The sequence below is a fragment of the Micromonospora tarapacensis genome (assembly GCF_019697375.1).
In the GTDB taxonomy this organism is placed as follows: Bacteria; Actinomycetota; Actinomycetes; order Mycobacteriales; family Micromonosporaceae; genus Micromonospora; species Micromonospora tarapacensis.
On the sequence record NZ_JAHCDI010000004.1, the window covers coordinates 4,368,404 to 4,388,314 of the forward strand.

General features: G+C 73.4%; 18 protein-coding genes, 1 tRNA gene and 2 pseudogenes. 6 read left to right on the forward strand and 15 right to left on the reverse strand.

All coding sequences use genetic code 11. The features are described from left to right. Positions 1-10: 10 nt before the first annotated feature. Entirely contained in the window at positions 11-940 is a 930-nt protein-coding gene (locus KIF24_RS25800) for a ribonuclease Z (RefSeq protein WP_221086246.1), read from the forward strand. Then, positions 937-1,446 carry a GNAT family N-acetyltransferase gene (locus KIF24_RS25805; protein ID WP_221086247.1) on the forward strand — a complete coding sequence of 170 codons (510 nt, stop codon included), beginning with the start codon at positions 937-939 and terminating at the stop codon, positions 1,444-1,446. Before KIF24_RS25800 ends, KIF24_RS25805 begins: the two co-directional genes overlap by 4 nt. 146 nt (positions 1,447-1,592) lie before the next feature. Here the strand turns inward: KIF24_RS25805 and KIF24_RS25810 are convergent, their stop codons facing one another. Then, positions 1,593-2,963 carry a cystathionine beta-synthase gene (locus KIF24_RS25810; protein WP_221086248.1) on the reverse strand — a complete coding sequence of 457 codons (1,371 nt, stop codon included), beginning with the start codon at positions 2,961-2,963 and terminating at the stop codon, positions 1,593-1,595. An 84-nt stretch (positions 2,964-3,047) separates the two neighbouring features. Next, positions 3,048-3,404, reverse strand: a complete 357-nt coding sequence (locus tag KIF24_RS25815; RefSeq protein WP_221086249.1) for a YkvA family protein — start codon at positions 3,402-3,404, stop codon at positions 3,048-3,050. Between the two features lie 140 nt (positions 3,405-3,544). On the opposite strand from KIF24_RS25815, the gene KIF24_RS25820 reads away from it, so the two are divergent. The 3 genes and pseudogenes from KIF24_RS25820 to KIF24_RS25830 all read left to right on the forward strand — a co-directional run bounded on the left by KIF24_RS25820 (position 3,545) and on the right by KIF24_RS25830 (position 6,826). After that, entirely contained in the window at positions 3,545-4,597 is a 1,053-nt protein-coding gene (locus KIF24_RS25820) for an SGNH/GDSL hydrolase family protein (RefSeq protein ID WP_221086250.1), read from the forward strand. A 64-nt stretch (positions 4,598-4,661) separates the two neighbouring features. Then, positions 4,662-5,456: pseudogene (locus KIF24_RS25825) on the forward strand (SGNH/GDSL hydrolase family protein); the annotation flags it as partial. Positions 5,457-5,566: 110 nt separating this feature from the next. Beyond that, positions 5,567-6,826: an acetyl-CoA C-acetyltransferase gene (locus KIF24_RS25830; RefSeq protein ID WP_221086251.1), complete on the forward strand. Its 1,260-nt coding sequence runs from the start codon at positions 5,567-5,569 to the stop codon at positions 6,824-6,826. 192 nt (positions 6,827-7,018) lie between these two features. Here the strand turns inward: KIF24_RS25830 and KIF24_RS25835 are convergent, their stop codons facing one another. From KIF24_RS25835 to KIF24_RS25845, 3 genes are all read right to left on the reverse strand, one after another. Then, the gene (locus KIF24_RS25835) at positions 7,019-7,312 is read right to left on the reverse strand and encodes a hypothetical protein (RefSeq protein ID WP_221087549.1); all 294 of its coding nucleotides are present in this window, start codon (positions 7,310-7,312) and stop codon (positions 7,019-7,021) included. Between the two features lie 254 nt (positions 7,313-7,566). Further along, positions 7,567-8,400 (reverse strand): Bax inhibitor-1/YccA family protein, encoded by an 834-nt coding sequence (locus KIF24_RS25840; RefSeq protein WP_221086252.1) that lies wholly within the window; start codon positions 8,398-8,400, stop codon positions 7,567-7,569. A 343-nt stretch (positions 8,401-8,743) separates the two neighbouring features. Continuing rightward, positions 8,744-8,824 (reverse strand) — tRNA-Leu (locus KIF24_RS25845). A gap of 102 nt (positions 8,825-8,926) precedes the next feature. Here KIF24_RS25845 and KIF24_RS25850 point away from each other — a divergent pair. Continuing rightward, the gene (locus KIF24_RS25850) at positions 8,927-10,792 is read left to right on the forward strand and encodes a hypothetical protein (RefSeq protein ID WP_221086253.1); all 1,866 of its coding nucleotides are present in this window, start codon (positions 8,927-8,929) and stop codon (positions 10,790-10,792) included. A gap of 37 nt (positions 10,793-10,829) precedes the next feature. Here the strand turns inward: KIF24_RS25850 and KIF24_RS25855 are convergent, their stop codons facing one another. The 10 genes and pseudogenes from KIF24_RS25855 to KIF24_RS25900 form a co-directional block, all read right to left on the reverse strand. Beyond that, positions 10,830-12,155: an NAD(P)/FAD-dependent oxidoreductase gene (locus tag KIF24_RS25855; RefSeq protein WP_221086254.1), complete on the reverse strand. Its 1,326-nt coding sequence runs from the start codon at positions 12,153-12,155 to the stop codon at positions 10,830-10,832. 154 nt (positions 12,156-12,309) lie between these two features. Beyond that, positions 12,310-12,873: a hypothetical protein gene (locus KIF24_RS25860; RefSeq protein ID WP_221087550.1), complete on the reverse strand. Its 564-nt coding sequence runs from the start codon at positions 12,871-12,873 to the stop codon at positions 12,310-12,312. Between the two features lie 58 nt (positions 12,874-12,931). Next, a pseudogene (locus tag KIF24_RS25865) lies at positions 12,932-14,301 on the reverse strand (DUF58 domain-containing protein). Positions 14,302-14,307: 6 nt separating this feature from the next. Then, positions 14,308-15,315, reverse strand: coding sequence for an AAA family ATPase (locus KIF24_RS25870; RefSeq protein WP_221086255.1), 1,008 nt, complete (start codon positions 15,313-15,315; stop codon positions 14,308-14,310). Beyond that, entirely contained in the window at positions 15,315-15,902 is a 588-nt protein-coding gene (locus KIF24_RS25875) for a hypothetical protein (RefSeq protein ID WP_221086256.1), read from the reverse strand. The genes KIF24_RS25870 and KIF24_RS25875 overlap by 1 nt, the downstream gene beginning before the upstream one ends. Further along, on the reverse strand, positions 15,899-16,618 hold the full coding sequence (locus KIF24_RS25880) for a DUF4129 domain-containing protein (protein WP_221086257.1): 720 nt from the start codon (positions 16,616-16,618) through the stop codon (positions 15,899-15,901). Before KIF24_RS25880 ends, KIF24_RS25875 begins: the two co-directional genes overlap by 4 nt. Positions 16,619-16,694: 76 nt before the next feature. After that, positions 16,695-17,435 (reverse strand): uracil-DNA glycosylase, encoded by a 741-nt coding sequence (locus KIF24_RS25885; RefSeq protein WP_221086258.1) that lies wholly within the window; start codon positions 17,433-17,435, stop codon positions 16,695-16,697. After that, positions 17,428-18,114 carry a dienelactone hydrolase family protein gene (locus KIF24_RS25890; protein ID WP_221086259.1) on the reverse strand — a complete coding sequence of 229 codons (687 nt, stop codon included), beginning with the start codon at positions 18,112-18,114 and terminating at the stop codon, positions 17,428-17,430. The genes KIF24_RS25885 and KIF24_RS25890 overlap by 8 nt, the downstream gene beginning before the upstream one ends. Before the next feature lie 205 nt (positions 18,115-18,319). Then, positions 18,320-18,814: an LppU/SCO3897 family protein gene (locus tag KIF24_RS25895; RefSeq protein WP_221086260.1), complete on the reverse strand. Its 495-nt coding sequence runs from the start codon at positions 18,812-18,814 to the stop codon at positions 18,320-18,322. A 112-nt stretch (positions 18,815-18,926) separates the two neighbouring features. Then, positions 18,927-19,865 carry a Ppx/GppA phosphatase family protein gene (locus tag KIF24_RS25900; RefSeq protein WP_221087551.1) on the reverse strand — a complete coding sequence of 313 codons (939 nt, stop codon included), beginning with the start codon at positions 19,863-19,865 and terminating at the stop codon, positions 18,927-18,929. Positions 19,866-19,911: the final 46 nt, after the last annotated feature.

Sequence of the window (19,911 nt, forward strand, 5' to 3'; positions counted from 1 at the left end):
GGAGGCCGCCGTGTCGATGCGCGAGCTGGTGGTGCTCGGGACGGCCAGCCAGGCACCCACCCGGGCCCGCAACCACAACGGGTACGTGCTGCGCTGGGACGACGAGGTGATCCTCTTCGACCCGGGCGAGGGCAGCCAGCGGCAGCTGCTGCACACCGGCGTCACCGCCACCGACCTGACCCGGATCTGCGTCACCCACTTCCACGGCGACCACTGTCTCGGCCTGCCCGGCACCATCCAGCGTCTCTCCCTGGACCGGGTGGCGCACCCGGTGGCGGTGCACTTTCCGGCCGAGGGCGCCGACTACTTCGCCCGGCTTCGGCACGCCAGTTCCTTCCACGAGACCGCCGAGCTGGCCGTGCAGCCGGTCGAGGCGGACGGGCAGCGGATCATGCTGCGCTGCGGCACGCTGGAGACCCGCCTGCTGCGCCACCCGATCGACACGTACGGCTATCGGCTGGTGGAGCCGGACGGGTACCGGATGCTGCCGGAGCGGCTGGCCGCGTACGGGATCGCCGGGCCGGCGGTCGGCGAGCTGCAACGCGCCGGCCACCTCGTCCTCGACGGGCGCCGCGTCGGCCTGGCGGAGGTGAGCGCGCCGCGGCCCGGGCAGCGGTTCGCCTTCGTGATGGACACCGGCCTCTGCGACGGGGTGTACGCGCTGGCCGAGCAGGCCGACCTGCTGGTGATCGAGTCGACGTTCCTGGAGTCGGAGGCCGCACTCGCCGCCGAGGTCGGGCACCTCACCGCCGGCCAGGCCGCGCGGGTGGCGGCCGAGTCGGGAGTACGCCGGCTGGTGCTCACCCACTTCTCGCAGCGCTACGCCGACCCGGCCCGGTTCGCCGAGGAGGCCCGCCGGCACTTCGACGGCGACCTGGTTGTCGCCGAGGATCTGACCACGGTGCAGGTGCCACCCCGGCGGGTAATCTCGGTCGAGTGACCGTCACGCTCCGACCCGCGGCGCCGGACGACCTGATGGCGGTGGGTGCCCTGCACCAGCGCTCCCGGATCGCCGCGTACTCCGCCTTCCTGCCACCGGACGCGCTGGCGAAACCGACGCCGGAGGCGATGGGCGAATACTGGGTGCAGCGGTGGACCTGGGAACGGGAGGACCATCGGATGACCCTGGCCGTCCGCGACGGCACGCTGAGCGGGTTCACCTACCTCGGGCCGGCCGGCGATGACGAGCCGGAGGCCGGTCTCCTCTGCGCCATCCACCTCGACCCGGCCGAGCGGGGTCATGGCGTCGGCCGGGCCCTGATGGTCGACGCCCTGGCCGGCATGCGGGCGCGGGGCTGGTGCCGCGCGGTGCTCTGGGTGCTGCGCGACAACGCCCACGCCCGCCGCTTCTACGAGCGCGGCGGCTGGCGGCCGACCGGGCTGGAACGCGACGAGACGATCGGCACTGCGCGCACCTCGCAGCTGCGCTACGCTCGCCCGCTCTGACCCGCCCGCTCTGACCCGCCCGCTCTGACCCGCCCGCTCTGACCCGCCCGGCGCCACGCCGCCCGCCGCTGACGATCCAGCGGCGCCCGTCACCCGTCCATGCCGGTCCGAAGGCCCACCCGCCATCGGCAAGGGTCGTCGCGGGGTCAGCGGGCGCCGAGGTGGGCCAGCAGGTCCTGGCGGGTCAGTACGCCCTTGGGCTTGCCGTCGATCAGCACCAGCGCCGCGTCGGACTTCTCCAGCAGGTTCACCGCCTCGCTGACCGGCTGACCGCCGCCGATCATCGGCAGCGGCGGCGCCATGTGCCGCTCGATCGTGTCGTGCAGCTGTGCCTGCCCGGTGAAGAGGGCATCCAGCAGGTCCTTCTCGGCGATCGAGCCGGCCACCTCGCCGGTGACCACCGGCGGTTCGGCCTTGAGCACCGGCAGTTGCGAGACGCCGTACTCGCGCATGTAGTCGATCGCGTCGCGGACCGTCTCGGTCGGATGCACGTGCACCAGCTCGGGCAGCTCACCCGGCTTGCTGACCAGCGCCTCCGCCACGGTCGGCTCGGAGCCGGAGTTGTCCAGGAACCCGTAGCGGGCCATCCAGGAATCGTTGAAGATCTTGGAGAGATAGCCCCGGCCGCCGTCCGGCAGCAGCACCACGATCACGTCGTCCGGGCCGGCGGCGCGGGCCACCTCCAGCGCCGCCACCGCCGCCATCCCGCAGGAGCCGCCGACCAGCAGCCCCTCCTCGCGGGCCAGCCGCCGGGTCATCTCGAAGGACTGCTGGTCCGACACCTCGATGATCTGGTCGGCGACGCTCCGGTCGTACGTCTCCGGCCAGAAGTCCTCGCCGACCCCCTCGACCAGGTAGGGCCGGCCGGTGCCGCCGGAGTAGACCGAGCCCTCCGGGTCGGCGCCGATGACCTTGACCTGTCCGGCGGACGCCTCCTTCAGGTAACGCCCGATGCCGGAGATCGTGCCGCCGGTGCCCACGCCGGCGACGAAGTGGGTGATCCGGCCCTCGGTCTGCTTCCACAGCTCCGGGCCGGTCGTCTCGTAGTGCGAGCGCGGGTTCGCCGGGTTGGCGTACTGGTTGGGTTTCCACGCGCCGGGGATCTCCCGGGCCAGCCGATCGGAGACGTTGTAGTACGAGCGGGGATCCTCCGGCGCCACGGCGGTCGGGCAGACCACCACCTCCGCGCCGTACGCCCGCAGCACGTCCTGCTTGTCCTGGCTGACCTTGTCGGGGCAGACGAAGACACAGCGGTAGCCCTTGAGCTGAGCCACCAGGGCGAGCCCGACGCCGGTGTTGCCGCTGGTCGGCTCGACGATGGTGCCGCCCGGCCGGAGGATGCCCGCCGCCTCCGCGTCCTCCACCATGCGCAGCGCGATCCGGTCCTTCACCGACCCGCCGGGGTTGAGGTACTCCACCTTCGCCAGCACGGTCGCGCGGATGCCCGCTGCGACGTTGCGTAGCCGCACCAGCGGGGTGTTGCCGATCATCTCGACGACGTTGTCGTAGTACTGCACGTCGTTGTGCCCTTCTGCTCCGGCGCCGGCACGCCAGGCCGGGCGGGTGTCTCAGGTGAAATTCCCGCGCCCAGGGTACGTGGGTCAGGGCACCACCTGACCGGGGACCACGGAGCTGCGCCGCGTCTCCCACTCCAGGAACCGCTCGGTCTCGGCGAGCACCGCACCGGCCAGCCAGGTGACCATCACGGCGTCGTCCAGCAGGCCGAACACCGCGAGGAACAGCTCTGGAACCACGTCGACAGGCGAGGCGATGTACGCCGCCGCCGCAGTCATCATGGCCAGCCGGAGGCCACCGTCGTACTCGCCCCGGGCGGTCGCCGCAATCATCCGGGGCAGCGCACCGATCCGCGCCCCGAGCGACGGCCCGCCCCGGGCACCGGCGGTCAGGGCCCGCGCCAGGGCCACGAACGCGGCACCCCGCTTCAACGTCTTAGCCATCGTCCTGCTCCTCTCCACGTGCAGCGTGACGACCCGTCGCAACTCCCCTTCATCCAAGTACCCAGGACGGTCGTTTTCCAGGCACCGGAGCGCCGTGACGACGACAGCGGCCCGTCGGACAGGCGCGCTAGTGTCACGGTATGGGGGTCGCTGGTTCCGTCGTACCGGATCGTCCGCGCTGGCGGCGCGCCCTGCGGGTGGCCCGGCTGGCCGCGATCGGCACCGGCGCCACCGCGGCGGCGGCCGCGGCGACCACCGGTGTGCTTCTCGGTCAGGCCCGCCAGGCCCGCCGCATCATCCCGACGGCCGAGGCGCCGCCACCGCGCTGCGACGGCGTCTACGGCGCGAAGTTTCCCGGGCCCGCGATCACCATGGTCGTCCTCGGTGACTCGTCGGCCGCCGGGTACGGCGTGCACCGGCGCCGCGAGACACCCGGCGCGCTGCTGGCGACCGGCCTGTCCCGGCGCCTCCAGCGGCCGGTCCGCCTGCACCGCTTCGCCGTGGTGGGCGCCATCTCGGCCGGGCTTCGATTCCAGGTCGAGGCGGCCCTGGAGGCCGGCCCCGACGTCGCGGTCATCCTGATCGGCGGCAACGACGTGACAAACCGGACGCCGCCCACCCTGGCCGTGCGCTACCTCGTCGAGGGGGTCCGGGCGCTGCGGGCGGCCGGGGTCGAGGTGGTCGTCGGCACCTGCCCCGACCTGGGGGCGATCCGCCCCATCCAGCCGCCGCTGCGGTGGCTGGCCCGCCGGTGGAGCCGCCAGCTCGCCGCCGCGCAGACCGTCGCGGTCGTCTCTGCCGGTGGTTGGACGGTCTCCCTCGGTGACCTGCTCGGCCCCCGGTTCACCGCCGAACCGGGGCGGATGTTCTCCTGGGACCGGTTCCACCCCTCCGCCGACGGCTACGCCATGGCCGCCGCCGCCCTGCTGCCCACGGTCCTCTCCGCGTTGGGGTACGGCGCCGAACGCAGGCCTTCGCCCATGCGTCTGGAGGGCGTACGGTCGTTGCCGAAGGCCGCTCAGCAGGCGGCCCGGCACCCGGGGACGGAGGTCAGCGGTACGCAGGTCCGGGGCAGCGACAGCGGCCCCGCCGGCCGTTGGGCGCAACTACGCCGGCGGGGATTCTTCGGTGCCGGGGCGACGCCGCAGTCAGCTCCCACCGCCGGCTCACCCGCCGTGGAAGGACGCACATGACCAAGGGGATCAGTCACCCGTACGAGTCGCGGGGCGGTGCCGGGACACATCCGGGGGTGGCGAGATGACCGGCCTGTCTCCCGGCGTGCGGGCCGCCGGTCGGGTGGCCCGCACCGCCGCCGTCTCCCTGCTCGCCGGCACAATCGGCGGCGCGGCGGTGCTCGCCGGCCAGGCCGCGGTGGCCCGCAACCGTCGCTACGCCCAGCCGGAGCTCGGGCTGGCGCTGCGGGCGACCGTCGGACGCACCGGCGCCCCGCCGCTGCGGCTGGTGCTGCTCGGCGACTCCGCCGCCCTCGGCGTCGGGGTGGACCGTCTCGGCGACACCATCGGCGGGCAACTGGCCGAGTTGCTCACCGAGGGCCCGGTCGGGCGCCGGGTCCACCTGTCCAGCGTCGGCGTCTCCGGTTCGCGCTCCACCGACCTGGCCACCCAGGTGGCCCGGGCCTTGCTGGGCGAGCGGCCGGACGTGGCGGTCATCCTGGTCGGGGCCAACGACGTCACCAGCATGCGCCGCCCGGCCGAAGCCGCCGCCTACCTCGGCGCCGCCGTGCACCGGTTGCGGCAGGCCGGTGTCGAGGTCGTGGTCGGCACCTGCCCGGATCTCGGCGCCGTACGGGCGATCGCGCCGCCCCTGCGGCACGTCGTCGGCTGGGTCGGGCGTCAGGTTGCCCGGGCCCAGACCGGCGCGGTGCTCGACGCCGGTGGGACGGTGGTGGATCTGGCCACCGAAACCGGCCCGGTGTTCCGGGCCGATGCCGGCACCTTCTGCCACGACGGCTACCACCCCTCCGCCGACGGCTACCGCGTCTGGGCGCACGCGCTGTTGCCCGCGGTGGCCGCCGCGGCGGCGGTCGCCCCCGCCGGTGACCCGCCCGCGCCCCGACCGGCGGCGGGCCGGTGGCGGTGGGTGACATTTCCCGGCGGCCGGAAAACTTCCGCTGCAAGTTACCAGCGGGTTAGCGTTGGCTCATGCCGATTGAGTCGTCCCGCGACGCCGTCATCGTCGCCACCGCCCGCTCCCCCATCGGCCGGGCCCACAAGGGGTCCCTGCGCGACCTCCGCCCGGACGACCTTGCCGCGACCATCGTGCAGGCCGCCCTGGACAAGGTCCCCCAGCTCGACCCGCAGCAGATCGACGATTTCTACCTCGGGTGCGGCCTGCCCGGCGGCGAGCAGGGATTCAACATCGCCCGGGTGGTCGCGGTACTGATGGGCCTCGACCGGCTGCCCGGTGCCACCACCACCCGCTACTGCGCCTCCTCGTTGCAGACCACCCGGATGGCGATGCACGCGATCCGGGCCGGCGAGGGCGACGTCTTCATCTCCGCCGGGGTGGAGATCGTCTCCCGCTACGCCCGGGGCAGCTCCGACGGGTTGCCGCCGGAGGCGCAGGCCCTGGTCGGCCGCTGGGAGAATCCCCGCTTCGCGCAGGCGCGCGAGCGGTCCAAGGCCCGTACCGAGGCCAGCGCGCCGGTCTGGACCGACCCGCGTGAGAAGGATGCGCTGCCGGACGTCTACCTGGCCATGGGGCAGACCGCCGAGAACCTCGCCCAGGTGTACGACGTGACCCGCGCGGAGATGGACGCGTTCGGCGTACGCAGCCAGAACCTGGCCGAGAAGGCGATCGCCGACGGCTTCTGGGCCCGGGAGATCACCCCGGTCACCACCCCCGACGGCACGGTGGTCAGCAGTGACGACGGCCCGCGCGCCGGGGTGACCCTGGAGGCCGTCTCCGCCCTCAAACCGGTCTTCCGCCCGGACGGACGGATCACCGCCGGCAACTGCTGCCCGCTCAACGACGGGGCCGCCGCCGTGGTCGTGATGAGCGCCCAGCGGGCCGAGGAACTTGGCGTCACCCCGCTGGCTCGGATCGTCTCCACGGGCGTCACCGCCCTGTCGCCGGAGATCATGGGCCTCGGCCCGGTCGAGGCGAGCCGGCAGGCGCTGGCGCGGGCCGGCATGACCATCGACGACGTCGACCTGGTCGAGATCAACGAGGCGTTCGCCGCCCAGGTGATCCCGTCGTACCGCCAGCTCGGCATCCCCGAGGAGAAGCTGAACGTCGCGGGCGGCGCGATCGCCGTCGGCCACCCCTTCGGGATGACCGGCGCCCGGATCACCGGCACGCTGCTCAACGCCCTGCAGTGGCACGACAGGACCATCGGTCTGGAGACGATGTGCGTCGGCGGCGGGCAGGGCATGGCGATGGTTCTGGAACGTCTGACCTGAGCCGGGCCGCCGCCCGGTCGGTGCGCCTCGTGCGGTGTCCAGGAACGTTGGCGGTGTCGCGTCGAGGTCCAGGCGGCGATCCGGCAAGGCGGGGTCGGGCCTGGATACCGGTGTTGCATCCAGGCCCGGCCCCAACGCCGCCGGTCGTCGGCTGGACCCGGCGCGGCCCGGTAGACGTTTCTGGCCACCGCACTACAGCACGGTCCGGGTCGCGGCCACCTCTGCGGCGGCCCGGGCCAGCACCTCGCCGTCCGGGCCTGCGGCGAGCAGGTCGGCCGCGACCACCCGCAACTGGTCGGGCAGAGCGAGGTCGTTGTCGAGCCGGGGAACGGTGCGTCGCGGCTGTCCCTCCGCGTCGGCGGCGAGGTTGGCGATCTCCTGCACCAGTCGGTGCACCAGATCCGCCCGGGAGACGTTGCCGCCGGCCGCGACGGCCGCCCACCGCGGCTGCTGCCAGTGCGCCACCTGCTGCACCAGCAACTCCACCGCCCTCCCCACCCCCACCCCCACACCCTACCCACCCACCCCACCCGCCCCCACCCCGTCGCGCCGCGTCGCGCCGCGTCGCGCCGCGTCGCGCCGATCATGCAGTTGTGGCACCCGACAAAAGGGGCGTAAAGTATTATATCGACTACCACAACTGCATGATCAACGCCGGCGGGGTGGGGAGGGGGAGGAGGGAGTGCGACGGCGCCCGCCTCCGGGTGGGGGCGGGCGCCGGTCGGTCGCTGGCGGCGAGGTCAGTCGTCGCCCTGGAAATAGCTGATCAGGCGCAGCATCTCGATGTAGAGCCAGATCAGGCTGACCAGGATGCCGAACGCGGCCACCCAGGAATAGCGCTGCGGCAGGCCCATCCGGACGCCGTCCTCGACCTCCTTGAAGCTGAGGATGAAGCTCAGCGAGGCGACCACGATGCAGACGATGCTGAACCCGATGGCCAGCGGGCTGCCGTCCCGCAGGCCGGTGTTGACGCCGAACAGCGCCAGCACCAGGTTGATCAGCATGACGGCGAACAGGCCCGCCATCACCGCGATCATGCCCTTGACGAACTTCGGCGTCGCCCGGATGACCCGTGCCCGGTAGAGCATGGCCATCACGAAGAAGACACCGAAGGTGGCGGTCACCGCCTGGAGCACGATGCCGTCGTACAGCGATTCGAAGAACTTGCTGACCGCGCCGACCAGGACGCCCTCGACGACGGCGTACGCGACGACCAGCGCCGGGTTCGCCATCCGGGAGAAGGAGATGATCAGGCCGAGCACCAGGCCGACGACCGCGGCACCGATCCAGGCGACGCCGAGCAGCGCGTCGGGGACCAGCACCCACGCCGCCGCGGCGGTGACGCCGAGGATGCCCAGGAGCATGACCGTCTTGACCACCACGTCGTCGATCGACATGGGGGTGACGGCCGGCGGAGCGGACGGGAAGCCCGCCGCACCGGGGTAACCGGCCTGCGGGGGGTACTGCTGGGGATGACCGGGCTGTCCGTACGGCCCGGTCGGGGCGTACCCAGCGGCCCGCTCCCGCTCGGCCGCCTGGCCGAGCCGGGCGAGCACCGGGTTCGAGGTCTTCACTGTCTGGCCTCCCTAAGGGGGTCGTGGCACGTCGACGCGCGCTACAAGAGTAAACGCCCGGGCCAGCCCGGTGGTGATCGGATTGCTGAGCGAACGCTGAGAGTGCCCCGGAGCGGGTCAGGCGGTCGCCGTGTCCGGGCGCCGGTGGCCAGGATCGGGGCCGACGCCCACGGCCGAGCCCACGACGGCACCAACGCGCGCTGCCGGGACCTGATGCCTTCCGGTGGCCCGCGCCGTCACGGTGAGCGCCGTGGTCGGGATCGGCACCGGCGGTGTGCTGTTGGCCGCGCGGCGCTGCCCGTCGCTCGTCATCGCCCTGCTCGCCTGCTGACGGAGCTGACCGTGCCCGGGGCGGGGGTCGAACCCGCACGCCTTGCGGCAGCCGCTTTTAAGGCGGCCGTGTCTACCGTTCCACCACCCGGGCGGGTGACCCCGACGCGCCGGCACGCGCGGTGCAGTGCCACGGTAGCGGGTTCGCGGCCACTGCGGCGTCCCGGCGCTGACCGTCGCCACTAGGGTCGAAACCGTGAGCAGCGCCGCACGGACCGCCTCCCCAGACGACGTGGCCGAGCGGGCCGGCCACCGCATCGGACGGGCAGGCCGGCCAGGCGTTCACCGGCTGGCCCGTGCCGCCGCCCGGCACCGGACCGACCTGGTCGTGGTGCTGCTCCTCGCGGCCCTCGCCGGCTGGCTCACCCACGGGCTCTGGCCCGATCCGGCCGGACGGGTGCTCACCCTCAACCCGGCGGACCAGGCCCTCTACGAATGGTTCCTCGCGGTCGACGCGCGGGCGGTGCTGGGCGACTTCGGCCTGTTCACCGACCGGCTGAATGCGCCCCACGGGGTAAACCTGATGGCCAACACCTCGGTCATCGCCCTCGGTGTGCTGCTCGCGCCGGTCACCCTGCTGTGCGGTGCGCCGGTCACCTTCGCCCTGCTCGTGGCCGGCAACCTCGCCGGCACCGCGACCGCCTGGTACTTCCTGTTCAGCCGCACGCTGCGGGCGCACCGGGCCGCCGCGGTGCTGGGCGGCGCGCTGTGCGGCTTCGGCCCCGGGATGGTGTCGCAGAGCAACAGCCACCTGCACATGACCGCCCAGTGGTTGCTCCCCGTCATCGTCTGGCTGGTGGTACGCCTGCGCCAGGCCGCCGACCCGACCGCCGGTCGATCCGGCTCAGGCCCCGGCGGCGGCGCGGCCGGCGGCCGGCCGGACCGGCGGCGGCTGGTCACCACGGCGGTGGCGCTCGCCGCCGCCGTGTCCGCGCAGGTGTTCATCGGTGAGGAGGTGCTGTTCCTCGGCGCGCTCACCCTGCTGGTGATGGCGGTGACGATGATCGCCGTGGATCGTGACCTGGCCCGCCGCGCGCTGCCCGCCTTCGCCGGCGGGATGGCGCTCGCCAGCGGGCTTGCCCTGCTGGTGCTCGCCCGCCCGCTGTGGTTCCAGTTCGCCGGGCCGCTGGGCGTCGCCGACGGCATGTTCAGCCCGCACTACTTCTCGGCCGACCTGCGCAGCTGGTGGGCCATCTCCCCGCTCAGCCTGGCCGGGAACGAACGCTCGGCCGGGCTGACCACCGGCCCGGCCGAGTACAACACGTTCCTGGGCTGGCCGCTCCTGGTGGTCACGGCCGGGTGCGCGATCTGGTTGGGGCGCCGCCCGCTGGTGCTGGCCTGCGCCACCGGCATCCTGGTGATGGGTGCCCTCTCGCTCGGCCCCGAAGTGGTCGCCAACCGGGAGGGCACCGGCCTACCCGGCCCGTACGCGCTGCTCGGTGGGCTTCCGGTGATCGACGGCGCGCTGCCGATGCGCTTCGCCCTGGCCGTACCGCCGCTGGCGGCGACGATCCTGGTGTTGGCGGTGGACCGGGCGCTGCGCACCGGCGGCCGTCCTCGACGACTGGTCCTGATGGCGGCAGCCGTGGCGTTGGTGCCGGTGGTGCCGGCGCCGCTGCCCGCCGCGCAGCGGGTGCCGGTTCCGGAGTTCATCACGGCCGGCCACTGGCGGACGTGTGTGCGGCCGGGCGGTGTGCTGGTGCCGGTGCCGCTGGCGACGCCGAAGGAGCCTTGGGCGATGCGGTGGGCGACGGCCGCGAACGCCGGTTTCAGCATGCCGGAGGGCTTCTTCATCGGCCCGCACGGCCGGGACGGCAGTGCCGCGATGGGTATCGCCCCACGACCCACTTCCGCGCTGCTGGCCGGGGTGGCCAAGGGCGGTCTCCGGCCGGTCGTCGGCGAGGAGCAGCGCCGCCGGGCCGCCGCGGACGTCGAGCACTGGGGCGCCTCGTGCGTGGTGCTGGCGGTCGCCACGCCGCACGCCGACAGCCTGCGCCTGACGCTCGATGCGCTCTACGGCCGGTCGACGCGGATCGCCGACGCCTGGTTCTGGCGGGTCTAAGGCAGCCGCGCGGCACGGAGCCCCCGCCAGGTCCTGCTCACCCCTTGCCGCGCGGCTGGGACGCCTCGGCGAACTCCTCGCGAGGGTCGTGCAACTGGCCGAGGGCGACCACCTCGCGCTTGAGGAAGAACGCCAGCGTCCAGTCGACCACGACCCGGACCTTGCGGTTGAACGACGGGATCCGGCTCATGTGGTACGTCCGGTGCATGAACCACGCGGGCCACCCGGTCATCTTGACGCCGTAGACCTGGGCCACGCCCTTGTGCAGGCCGAGGCTGGCCACGCTGCCCGCGTGCTTGTGCTTGTACGCGACCGGCTCCCGGCCCCGGACCACGGCCACGATGTTGTCGGCCATCCGCTGCGCCTGGCGCACCGCGTGCTGAGCGCTCGGCGAACAGTAGTTGCCCGGCGGCTTGGTCAGGTCCGGCACGGCGGCGCAGTCACCCGCGCTCCAGGCGCCCTCGACCACCCGGTCACCGTCGACCACCTGGAGGGTCGGCAGGCAGGTGACCCGGCGCCGCTCCTCGCGCGGGAAGTCCGTCGCGTCCAGCATCGGCGACGGCTTCACCCCCGCGGTCCAGACGATGGTGTCCGCGCTGAACCTGTCGCCGTCGGAAAGCTCGACCACCCCGTCGACGCAGGACTCCAGCCGGGTGTCCAGCCGGATGTCCATGTCCCGCTTGAGCAGCTGCTGCACCGTGTAGGCGCCCATGTCCCGGTCGACCTCGGGCAACACCCGCTGGGTGGCCTCGACCAGCACCCACCGCATGTCCGACGGCCTCAGCTCCGGGTAGTACTTCAGGGCGTCCCGGGCCATGTCCTCCATCTCGGCGAGCGCCTCGATGCCGGCGTACCCGCCGCCGACGAAGACGAAGGTCAGCGCGCGGCGGCGCACCTCGGGGTCGGGCGTCGCCGCGGCCACGTCCAGCTGCTCCAGCACGTGGTTGCGCAGGTAGATGGCCTCACCGATGGTCTTGAAGCCGATGCCGTGCTCGTGCAGGCCGGGGATCGGCAGGGTCCGGGAGACCGAGCCGGGGGCGATCACCACATGGTCGTACGTGATCTCCCGCACCGGGCCGACGATCGGCTGCACGGTGGCGGTCCTGCTCGCGTGGTCGATCCGGGTCACCGCGCCGGCCACGATCGTGCACCGGCGCAACTCCCGACGCAGCGGCACCACGGAGTGTCGCGGCGAGATGTTTCCCGCCGCGGCCTCGGGCAGGAACGGCTGGTACGTCATGTGCGGCTGGGGATCGACGACGACGACCTCAGCCTCGCGGGAACTCAGCTTCTTCGACAGGCGCAGCGCCGCGTAGAGACCGACGTGCCCGGCGCCCACCACAAGGATCCGCTTCGGATTCACGCCTACCATCTTTCCCCTACCGGCTGCGCTAATCCCGCTCGCGGCTCCCTTCTGTGACCGAGCACAACCGCTGTGACCCGCACGACTCGGACGTCCGGCGACACCGTCGCCACAGCGGACCCGAGCCTCCCGGCGGGCACCCGGGCCCCGCCGGTCACCTGCGTCGCAGCAGCCAGGCCAGCAACGCGGTCGACCCGACGGCGACCAGCAGACCGGCGATCGTGACCGCCTGCCAGCCGCTGCCGTCGGGGCCGACCCGGTCCAGTTCGAGCAGCAGCACCCCGAGCACCGACGTGGCGAGCACCACTGCCCCGGCACGGGTGAGCCAGCGCACTATCACGTCCGGATCCACCACGGCGTCGTACGGCAGCACCGCGATCAGCGCGCACAGCGTGTGGGTGAGGTACAGCGCCACCGCCACCGCCATCAGCCGCCACAGCGCGATCGGCCGGTCGTACCCGTCGGTGGCGAGCAACCACCCGCCGACCGTGACCAACGCGGCGAAGGTCGGCCAGAGCCGGCGCGGCGCCAGCGCGGGCAGCACCGCGACCGCGACCAGGGGGCCCAGCGCCCGTCCCGCGGCGACCTCGGCGGGGTACGCCAGCAGCAGCCCCGCCAGCGCGCTGAGGAAGACCCCCACGCGGACCAGCACCGGGGTCAGGGAGATCCGGCCGACCGCGGTCCGCACCGCCCGGACCCGCCCGACGACTGCCGTGATCACCGCCTCAGCCCTCCGTCGGCGACCCGGACACCGCGCCGCGCCGCGTTCCTCGCGCTCACCGGCCACCCACCCGGGGAGCGGTGGCCAGCCTCGCCACGTCGCGCAGCACCTGGTCGAGGCTGCCGGCGCCGGCCCACGGCACCACCGGCACCCCGTGCTCGCGCAGCTGGGCGATCATGGTGTCCCGGTCCAGCCGCCACAGCCGGTACGCCACCTCGGCCCAACCGCGGTCCTTCGGCGGCGCCAGGTCGGCCGGGAGGGTGTCCACGGCCACCACGAAACGTCCCGAGCGGGCCAGCCGGGCCAGCATCTGCGCCGAACGTTCCTCCAGCAGCGGAGTGAGCACCACCACCAGCGCGTCGGCGGAGAGCAACTGCGGCCCGAAAACCTGGTCGTATGGTTCGTGCGGGGACGACTGCGCCTTGACCTCCAGCAGCCACTCCAGCACGGTCAGGTACTGCCGGCGACCGGTGGCCGGGCGCAGCCGGCGGGCACTCGGTCCGTATTCCAGCAGCGCCACCCGGTCGCCCCGGTGCAGATAGTGCTCGGCGATGGCGGCAGCAGCCCGGACCGTGGTGTCCAGCACCGACGCCGTGCCGTTGATCCCACCGGAGCGGCCCGCCTCGGCCAGCACGTCGAGCAGCACCACCACCTCGGCGTCGCGGTCGGAGAGGGTGGCCGCCACGTGCAGTTGCCGGGCCCGCAGCGACACCCGCCAGTCGATGCGGCGCAGCCGGTCACCGGGGGCGAAGACCCGCACCCCGGCCAGCTCGCCGCCCTCGCCGGGACGGCGCGAGTGGTGCGCGCCGACCAGCCCGGCGGCCCGCGGCATCGCCTCGACCGCCTCGAACGGCTCGGTCTTCGGGTACACCTTGGACCGGATCGGATCGGCGATCACCGCGCGGGAGACCAGCAGGCCCTGCGCCGCGGCGACCCGGGCGCCCGCCGGGCCGAACGGATGCCACCCCAGCGCAGCGCGGTGCCGGCCAGCTCCAGATCGACGGCGGTGTCCGGGGCGACCGAGGTCACGAACGGGCGGTCCGCCACGGCCGGCCGGCCGTCACCGGCGACGGTGCCGCCGGCGAGAGTCGCCCGCTCGATGCGCAGCCAGGGCGAGACCCGGGCACGCAGCACCGCCACGTCGTAGCTGGCCGCACCGGGGTTGCCGACACTCACCGTGCCGGCCACCTCGCCGCCCTCCACCAGACGCCCGTCGTCGGCGCTGATCCAGACCCGGGGCGGCTCGGTGGGCCGGCGGCGCAACGCGTACGCGGTGCCGAGCGCGAACGGAGTGGCCAGCACCACCAGATCCACCCGGCCCAGCACCACGGCGACGACCAGCAGCAGGCCGGTGAGCAGCACCGCTCGACCGAGCGCCCAGGTGGGCGCCCAGGTGGGCGTTGCCGGTCGGTCCGGGGTGCTCACGACGGGTCAGTGCCCCGGCCGGCCGGCGGCGTAGCTGGGCAGGGCACCACTGGCCGGCGCCGGGGTGGCGTCGAGGACCTCGCCGACCACGAAGGACGGATCCACCCGCCGCAGCCACATCTCCGGGCGCAGGGTGATCCGGTGCGACAGTGCCGGCGCCGCGACGTCCTTGACGTCCTCCGGCACGACGTAGTCCCGCCCGGAGAACACCGCGCGTACCCGGGCCAGCAGCAGCAGCGCCAGCGAGCCGCGCGGTGACGCGCCGACCAGCACGGACGGGTGCTCCCGGGTGGCCGCGGTGAGCGCCACGATGTAGCGGCCGACCGAGTCCTCGACCACCACGTCCTCCAGCGCGGCCTGCATGGCGCGCAGGGTGCCCGCGTCGACGACCGGCTTGATGTCGGCCTCCTCGCGGCGGCGCGCCATCCGCCGGCGCAGCACCTCCCACTCCTCCTCCTGGTCGGGGTAGCCGAACGACACCCGCAGCAGGAACCGGTCCAGCTGCGCCTCCGGCAGCGGGTAGGTGCCCTCGTACTCGATGGGGTTGGCGGTCGCCAGCACGTGGAACGGCTCGTCCAGCCGGTAGGTCACACCCTCCACCGAGACCTGCTTCTCCTGCATCGCCTCCAGCAGCGCCGACTGGGTTTTCGGCGGGGTCCGGTTGATCTCGTCGGCGAGCAGCAGGTTGGTGAAGACCGGCCCGGCCCGGAACGTGAAGTCGCCGCTGCGCTGGTCGTAGAGGAACGAACCGGTGACGTCGGCGGGCAGCAGGTCCGGGGTGAACTGGAGGCGCCGGAAGTCCAGCCCGAGCGCCTGGGCGAAGGACCGCGCGGTGAGCGTCTTGCCCAGGCCCGGCAGGTCCTCCAGCAGGACGTGCCCGCCGGCCAGGATGCCGGCCAGGACCAGTTCCAGGGAGTCCCGCTTGCCGACCACGACCTGACCCACCGCGTCCAGTACCGCCCGGGCGAGGCGGCCGACCTCGGTGGGGGGCATGGTCCGGCCGACGTCGTTCATCAGATCTTCTCCAGTTCGGCGACGATCGCCGCGAGGTCGCGCGGCGAAGTGGTGCGGCGGGGTGGGGTGTCCAGGAACGTCCACAGTGGCTCGCCCAGCAGGGCACGCGCCCGGACCGGATCCAACTCACGGGTCAGGCCGTGCTTCAGCCGCAGTCGCTCGTCGGCCAGCTCGGCGAGGCGGGGCACGATCACGCTGGTGAACCGTTCCGGCCGCGTCCTGGACCAGTCGAGGGGCAGTTCCCAGCCGTTGATCGCGGTGCGCAGCGCGTCCCGGGCGTCCCAGTTGTACATGCCGTCCTCCTCCCCGCCGCGAGGACGCGGGCCGTGGTGGGTGGACTTCGGCGGCGGGGTCAGCGCGGCGACGATCCGGCGAACCACGAGCAGCGTGAGGACCGCGGCGACCAACACCAGCAGCGACACCCGCAGCCCGACCGCACGCAGTACGGCGACGACCACGACGCTCGCCACCGTGGTGACACCGAGAACCCCGGCGACGGTACGCAGCCGCCCGTGCTCGCGCCGCTCGGGCTGGACCCGCCGGTCCTCCTCGACGCTGAGCAGGTCGTCGATGCTGGTGCTGCTCATGCCGTCACCGCTGCGGTGAGTTCGCCGCGCAGCCGGCGTAGGGCCGCGCGGGCCTGGTCACGGGTCTGCTCGCCGACCGGACGGGTGGCGTACCGGGCCTCGCGGTAGACCTGCGCGAACTCGGCCAGCACGTCGGCGCTGACGATCGCCGGCACTCCCGTGGACGGGTCACCGCGCAGCAGCCGGGTGACCAGGTCGGTGGGGGTGTCGCCGGCCAGCCGGGACACGCCGGCACCGGCGGCTGCCTCTTCGAGGCGTACCCAGCAGGCGATCACCGCCGTGCGCGGGTCGGTGGCGCGGTCGTCCAGCTCGACCAGGCCGGCGTCGACGGCCGCCACCACCTCGGCCGCGGTGCCCCCGGTGCCGCGCCGGGTCGGCTGCGCCGGCAGTGCCCGGGTGACCCGGCGGGCCACCCCCCGCATCAGGACCCAGGCCAGGTAGCCGAGGACGGCGAGCAGCGCCAGCCCGAGCAGCACCAGCGCCGCCGTGCCGAGCCAGGACGGGATCTCGGTGCGGGTCTGCTCGGCGGCCTCCCGGGGCTCTGCCGGGATCGACGGGCGCGGGTCACCGCTGGGGTATTCCAGGACGAAAGGCGCATCCTTCGCGCCGGGCGGGATCCGGCTCGCGCCGATCGAGGAGTTCGCGGCGGCCAGGGCGGCGGCGGCGAGCAGGGCAACCACCGCCGCCACCGGCCACCACCTGCGCACGACGTCCATCCGGCTACCTCCGGCCCGGCCGGGCGTGCGGCCGGCAGTCACGCCTACCGTCCGCCATTGTCACCGCCCCGCAGCCTCAGTCGACCCCGGCCAATCGTTTCGCCCGGGCGAACACATCGTCCAGCATCCCTGGTGTCAGCCGCCCGGTGAAGGTGTTCTGCTGGCTGACGTGATAACAGCCGAGCAGTTCCGGTACGGCCGTGCCGGACCAGTGTGCCCCATGACCGAACGGTGGGCGCGGGGTGGGCGGACGGAGGCCGTACACCGCACGCAACGCCGGCCACCAGGCGGCCCAGGCGAAGGCACCGAGCGCCACCACCACCCGCAGCGACGGCCGGAGCAGTTCGACCTCCCGGTGCAACCAGGGTGCGCAGGTGTCCCGCTCGGCCGGGGTCGGCTTGTTGTCCGGCGGGGCGCAGCGCACGGCGGCGAAGATCCGCGTCTGCCGCAGCGCCAGCCCGTCGTCGGCGGCCACACTTGTCGGTTGGTTGGCCAGGCCGGCGCGGTGCAGCGCGGCGAAGAGGACGTCGCCGGAGCGGTCGCCGGTGAAGACCCGCCCGGTGCGGTTACCGCCGTGCGCGGCGGGAGCCAGGCCGAGGATCGCGATCCGGGCCGCGGGATCACCGAAGCCGGGCACCGGCCGCCCCCAGTACTCCTGGTCACGGAACGCCGCCCGCCTCGTGCGGGCCACCTCCTCCCGCCAGTCGACCAGCCGGGGGCAGGCGAAGCAGTCGGCGACGGCCGCGTCGAGGTCGGCCAGGTCGGCCGCGCGCGCCGCACGGGCGACGACCTCGCGTGAGGTATGCGACTCAACCAAGCTTGGCCCGGAAGAGTTCGAGGGTACGCGCCCAGGCGCTGGTGGCGGCCCGCCGATCGAACTTCTCGGGCCGGTCCTCGTTGAAGAAGGCGTGCGCGGTGCCTGGATAGTCGTGCAGCTGGCAGGTGCCGCCGGCGTTCTCGATGGCCCGCCGTACCGCCTGCATGCCCGGGTCGGCGGAGGTGCCGTCCGCCTCCGAACAGTGCACGAGCGCGTCCTTGCCCGCGTAGTCGGTCCACTCGGCGCGCATGCCCTCCCACGGCAGCCGTGGATAGAAGGCCGTGGTGGCGACGATCCGCTCGGAGAAACTCGCCGACCACAGCGCCAGGCTCGCACCGGCGCAGAATCCCGCGCAACCGACCTTGCCGGTGACCTCGATGCGGCCGGCGAGGTAGTCGGCGGCGGCGGCGATCTCGCGCGCCGTCTCGTCCATCTGTGGTCCGTTCAGCATCTGCCGGGGCTCGCTCGGCCTACCGGCCGGCTCGCCGCGGCGGAAGTCCGGCGCGAGGGCGACGAAGCCCGCCTCGGCGAAGCGGTCCACCACCGACCGGATGTGGGGCACCAGACCCCACCAGTCCTGGATGACGATCACCGCCGGGCTGGCCGTGCCGGTGGCGGGTATCGCGAGATATCCCTCACCCGTACCAGAATCGCCACGGTAGGTCACCATCTCGCCCATCGGCCCGTCCTCCTAGCGGTCAGTCATCGTTGGCTGGTCGCCCAGTGGTCTTACGTGCCGGTAGCCTGCCACGCGGTGACCGCCGCGGGAAGACGCCGGAACAGTGGCATTCACCTCCCGTTCGCATCGCCACAGGGGTGGACACGCCGACGGCGGCGCGGACCTGCCGCGCCGCCGTCGACACCGGATGGATGCCCGGTCGTCGTCAGACCTTCTTGGTGAGGCAGAGCAGGTAGCCGGTGCCGCCGGGCTTGATGTTGTAGAAGACGAAGTACTCGTCCTCGTTGACGTACGGCTCGCACGCCTCCCCGGAGCTGGCCTGTGCCTCGGTCTGGCCGTCGACCCGGCCGACCACGTTGTACACGGCGGCGGTGTCGGTGCACGGAACCACCTTCGCGCCGTCGACCTCGACCTCCTCGTCGCCGATCGCCTCGGACAACTCGGCGATGCAGTCACCGGCCTTCGCCTCGGCCGCCTCGTCGGAGTCGAAGAAGCCGGCCAGGCCGAACTTCAGACCCGCCACGACCGCGAACGCGACGATCGCGCCGACGACGCCGAGCAACTTCTTCCTGCCACCGGACTTCTGCTCCGGCTCGACCGGCGACGCCGGCTGCGCGCCCGCCTCCCCGAGAGATGCCGGCGCGCTCGACGGGGTCTGCGGAGCGTCCGGCGCGGGGGGCGGTGCGACCTGCTCTGACACTGATTTTCCTCCAAGGGTGGATGAGCAGACGACACCGTAAGCGATCATGGGTCCGGCCCGTTGCCCCGCCGACCTCATCCGTTCAGCTATTTCCCAGGCTCGCGTCGTGCGGTCAGACGGGCCGGGCGAGGCTCCAGGCGATGCCGTCGAGGATGTCGTGCTCGGAGGCGACCACCGCCGCCATGCCCGCCCGTTCCATGATCACGCGGAGCACCAGCGCCCCGGCGCCGATCACGTCGGCCCGACCGGGGTGCATCACCGGGACGGCCAGCCGCTGATCACGGGTCATCGTTAGCAGCTCGGCGGTCACCTGCGCCACCCGCTCGTACGACACCCGGGCGTGGTGGATGCGGGCCGGGTCGTACCCGGTGAGCCCCTGGGCGATCGCGACCACGGTGGTGACCGAACCGGCGAGCCCGACCAGCGTGGCCGCCTCCCGCCCCGGCACGGCGGCCAGCGCCCGGTCCACCGCGACCGCGATGTCGGCCTGCGCGGCGACGACCTCGTCCAGGCCGGGCGGGTCGCCGTGCAGGTGCCGCTCGGTCATCCGGACGCAGCCGATGTCCACCGAGATCGCCGCGTCGACACCACCGCCACGGCTGCCGACGACCAACTCGGTCGAGCCGCCGCCGATGTCGACCACCAGGTACGGCGACGCGGCCCCGGCCGGCAGCCCGCGCACCGCACCGGTGAAGGAGAGCCGGGCCTCCTCGTCGCCACTGACCACCTCGGGCGCGACGCCGAGGGTCTGCGCCACCATCTCCCGGAAGTCGGCCGCGTTGTCGGCGTCCCGGCTGGCCGAGGTGGCACACATCCGCACCCGCTCGGCGCCCAACTTCTCGATCTCGGTGGCGTAGTCGGCGAGCGCGACCCGCGTCCGCTCGATCGCCTCCGGGGCCAGCCGGCCGGTCCTGTCGACCCCCTGCCCCAGCCGGACGATCTCCATCCGTCGGCTCACGTCCACCAGCGGCGCGGACGGCCCGGCCGACGGGTCGGGCAGGTCGGCGACCAGCAACCGGATCGAGTTGGTGCCACAGTCGATGGCGGCCACGCGCGTCGTCACGCCGGAACCCTACAGCGCCACGTCGCCCGCAACG

Bases quoted from the DNA above. Each gene is read 5' to 3' on its own strand.
- KIF24_RS25875 (WP_221086256.1), bottom strand. From the start codon at position 15,902: ATGAGCAGCACCAGCATCGACGACCTGCTCAGCGTCGAGGAGGACCGG.
- KIF24_RS25815 (WP_221086249.1), bottom strand. From the start codon at position 3,404: ATGGCTAAGACGTTGAAGCGGGGTGCCGCGTTCGTGGCCCTGGCGCGG.
- KIF24_RS25880 (WP_221086257.1), bottom strand. From the start codon at position 16,618: ATGGACGTCGTGCGCAGGTGGTGGCCGGTGGCGGCGGTGGTTGCCCTG.
- KIF24_RS25890 (WP_221086259.1), bottom strand. From the start codon at position 18,114: ATGGGCGAGATGGTGACCTACCGTGGCGATTCTGGTACGGGTGAGGGA.
- KIF24_RS25820 (WP_221086250.1), top strand. From the start codon at position 3,545: ATGGGGGTCGCTGGTTCCGTCGTACCGGATCGTCCGCGCTGGCGGCGC.
- KIF24_RS25830 (WP_221086251.1), top strand. From the start codon at position 5,567: ATGCCGATTGAGTCGTCCCGCGACGCCGTCATCGTCGCCACCGCCCGC.
- KIF24_RS25870 (WP_221086255.1), bottom strand. From the start codon at position 15,315: ATGAACGACGTCGGCCGGACCATGCCCCCCACCGAGGTCGGCCGCCTC.